At 67.8% G+C, this 3,519-nt stretch carries 3 protein-coding genes; all 3 read left to right on the forward strand.

Annotated elements, in window-relative coordinates:
• Positions 1-112 precede the first annotated feature (112 nt).
• Positions 113-1,291 (forward strand): acetyl-CoA C-acetyltransferase, encoded by a 1,179-nt coding sequence (locus tag CH339_RS09045; protein ID WP_170138456.1) that lies wholly within the window; start codon positions 113-115, stop codon positions 1,289-1,291.
• 135 nt (positions 1,292-1,426) lie between these two features.
• Positions 1,427-2,395, forward strand: a complete 969-nt coding sequence (locus CH339_RS09050; protein ID WP_111434017.1) for a bifunctional enoyl-CoA hydratase/phosphate acetyltransferase — start codon at positions 1,427-1,429, stop codon at positions 2,393-2,395.
• An 11-nt stretch (positions 2,396-2,406) separates the two neighbouring features.
• Positions 2,407-3,519 (forward strand): acetate/propionate family kinase (locus CH339_RS09055; RefSeq protein WP_111434032.1); only part of this gene is annotated, 1,113 nt, incomplete at its 3' end.

The raw sequence follows: 3,519 nt of genomic DNA on the forward strand, positions 1-3,519 counted from the left end.
GGGCTGCGGCCGGCCGCCCAGACCTTTCCTCGCGGATGCGTCGATCGCCGAGGCTCAGCAATACCCCGGCACCCCGATCCGCAAACATCGCACCTCAACTCAGGAGACGAACATGATCGACGAGATCGTCATCGCAGGTGCCGCGCGCACCGCAGTCGGTACTTTCAACGGCGCCCTCTCCAAGCTTCCCGCCCATCAGCTCGGCACGGCCGCGATCGCCGAGGCCCTGGCCCGCGCCAAGGTCAAGCCCGAAGAGGTCGACGAGGTTATCCTCGGCCAGATCCTCACCGCCGCGACCGGCCAGAATCCCGCCCGCCAGGCTGCACTCGGCGCCGGCCTGCCCGTCGAATCGACCGCCTATGTCGTCAACCAGCTCTGCGGGTCGGGCCTGCGCGCCGTCGCGATGGGCTACCGGGCGCTCCAGCACGAGGACGCCAGGATCATCGTCGCCGGCGGCCAGGAAAGCATGAGCCAGGCGCCGCATGCCGCGCAGTTGCGCACGGGCGTCAAGATGGGCTCGGCCGAGATGGTTGACACCATGATCAAGGATGGTCTGTGGGATGCGTTCAACGACTACCACATGGGCGTCACCGCCGAGAACGTGGCCGAGCAATACGGCCTGACCCGCGACGAGCAGGACGCCTTCGCGCTCGCCTCGCAACAGAAGGCCGGCGCCGCCCAGGAGGCGGGTCGCTTCGCCGCCGAGATCGTTCCGGTGACGGTCAAGGACCGCAAGGGCGACATCGTCGTCGACACCGATGAGTATCCGAAACCGTCGACGACCGCGGAAGCTCTCGCCAAGCTGCGGCCGGCCTTCAAGAAGGACGGCACCGTCACCGCCGGCAATGCCTCCGGCATCAATGACGGCGCCGCCGCAGTAGTGCTGATGAGCGGCGAGGACGCGCGCCAGCGCGGCGTCACCCCGCTCGCGCGCATCGTCTCCTGGGCGACCGCCGGCGTCGATCCGTCGGTCATGGGCACGGGCCCGATCGCGGCTTCGCAGAAGGCGCTCGCCAATGCCGGCTGGTCGGTCGCCGACCTCGATCTCATCGAGGCCAACGAGGCCTTCGCCGCCCAGGCGATCGCCGTCAACCGCGAGCTCGGCTTCGATCCGGCCAAGGTCAACGTCAATGGCGGCGCGATTGCGCTCGGCCACCCGATCGGCGCCTCCGGTGCCCGCATCCTGGTGACGCTGCTCTACGCGATGCAGCAGCGCGGTGCCAAGAAGGGTCTGGCGACCCTGTGCATCGGCGGCGGCATGGGCGTGGCCCTGTGTGTTGAGCGCGATTGATCGCCCGCATCTGTCCTAGCCTCCCGATCCCCAGCCGGATCGCCTCCTCCCAGTGAGATCCGGCAAAGGACCTGCCTCCCGCCCGCCCCGGGCGGGAGGCGACGATTTTCGGATTTCACCCCCAGGGACCCAAAAATGACCGTTCATGCCTCTCTTTCGGCCGGCGATCGCCTCGAGCAATCCGATGCCGGCCGCCAGTTCGACGACCTGAAGGCGCTTTGCGGCGGCATGCCGCCACTGCCCACGGCCGTCGTCCATCCTTGCGATGAAACCTCCCTGCGCAGCGCCGTGGAAGGCGCCCGCGAGGGCCTGATCGACCCGGTGCTTGTCGGCCCGCGCGCGCGCATCGAGGCCATCGCCGGGCAGTTGGACATCGACATCGCGGCCGCGCGCATCGTCGACGCAGACACGCCCTTCGCAGCCGCCACCAAGGGCATCGAGCTTGCCGTCCGGGGCGAGGTCGGCGCCGTGATGAAGGGAGCCTTGCACACCGACGAACTGATGGCTGCCGTCGTGAAGCGGGACGGCGGTCTGCGCACGTCCAAGCGCATCAGCCATGTCTTCATGCTGCGGGTTGCGACCTATCCGAAACCGCTGATGATCACCGACGGCGTGGTCAACATTACGCCGGGTTTGGAAGACAAGGCGCACATCGCCCAGAACGCCATCGATCTGGCTGCTGCACTGGGCATCGAGCAGCCCCGTGTCGCCGTCTTGTCGGCCGTTGAGACCGTCAATCCGAAGATCGCCTCCACGGTGGATGCCGCGGCCCTTTGCAAGATGGCCGATCGCGGCCAGATCCGCGGCGGCATCATCGACGGCCCGCTCGCCTTCGACAACGCCATCTCCGCTGAAGCCGCCCGCACCAAGGGGATCGCCTCACAGGTCGCGGGCGAGCCCGACATCCTCCTCGTTCCGGACCTTGCCTCCGGCAACATGCTGGTCAAGCAGCTTTCCTTCCTGGCCAACGGGGAAGTCGCCGGCATCATCCTCGGCACCTCCGTGCCGGTGATCCTGACCAGCCGTGCCGACAGCCTGCAGTCGCGGCTGTCTTCCTGTGCGCTGGCGGTGCTGCTGGCCAACCGCGCCAGAGCGAACGCATGAGGACGCCGCCGATGCTTTCGAATCCGTCGCGCGATGGCGCGCTGCTGGTCCTCAACAGCGGCTCTTCCAGCGTCAAGTTCACCGTCTTCCGGGTCGGCGGAGAGGGCGAGGACATCGTCACCCTGTTCTCGGGCCAGCTCACCGGCATCGGCACGGATGCGGTGTTCTCCGTGAAGGACACGGCGGGCGTCTCACTGGCCCGCGAATCCTGGGCGGAACGTGACACCGGGGGCGTCGCGCCGCTGCTGCGCGATCTCATCGCCTGGATCCGCGCCCGCCTGGCCGACCTGCCGCTGCTGGCGGCCGGCCATCGCGTCGTCCATGGCGGTGCCGGCTTCCACCATCCGGTATGGGTCACGGAGCGCGTGCTCGACGAACTGGAAGCGCTCGTCCCGCTTGCACCTTTGCACCAGCCGCAGAACGTCTCGGCCATCCGTGTCCTGGCGGAGAGTTTCGACGGCCTGCCGCAGATCGCCTGTTTCGATACGGCCTTCCATCACTCCGAGCCCGTCGTCGCCAGGACCTATGGCCTGCCGCGGGTCCTGAGCGAACGCGGCCTGATGCGCTACGGCTTTCACGGCCTGTCCTACGAGTTCGTTGCCCGGCACCTCAGCGAAACGCTGCCGGAGGTGGCGAAGGGCAGGGTGGTCGTTGCGCATCTCGGCAACGGGTCCAGCCTGTGCGCCCTGAAGGACGGGCGCAGCATCGATACAACGATGGGCTTCTCGGCCCTGGAGGGCGTGCCCATGGGCACCCGCTCCGGCAGCATCGATGCCGGGATTCTGCTCTATCTGATGCGCCAGATGGGCATGGATGCCGATGCGCTGGAGCATCTGCTCTACCACGAATGCGGACTTCTCGGCGTCTCCGGCATCTCCAACGACATGCGCGTCCTTCTGGAAAGCGACAGGCCGGAGGCGAGGGAGGCGGTCGATCTCTTCTGCTACCACGTCGCCAAGGAGATCGGCGCCCTGAGCTCCGCGCTCTCAGGTCTTGACGCGCTCGTCTTCACCGCCGGCATCGGCGAACATTCCGCCCCGGTGCGCAGCCGCATCTGCGCCTATCTCGGCTTCCTCGGCATCACCCTTGACGAGGCGGCCAACGATCGCGGCGAGGCCGCGATC

Source organism: Rhodobium orientis, from assembly GCF_003258835.1.
Taxonomy (GTDB): domain Bacteria; phylum Pseudomonadota; class Alphaproteobacteria; order Rhizobiales; family Rhodobiaceae; genus Rhodobium; species Rhodobium orientis.

Coding starts and splice junctions, on each gene's coding strand:
- CH339_RS09045 (WP_170138456.1), top strand. CDS start 113: ATGATCGACGAGATCGTCATCGCAGGTGCCGCGCGCACCGCAGTCGGT.
- CH339_RS09050 (WP_111434017.1), top strand. CDS start 1,427: ATGACCGTTCATGCCTCTCTTTCGGCCGGCGATCGCCTCGAGCAATCC.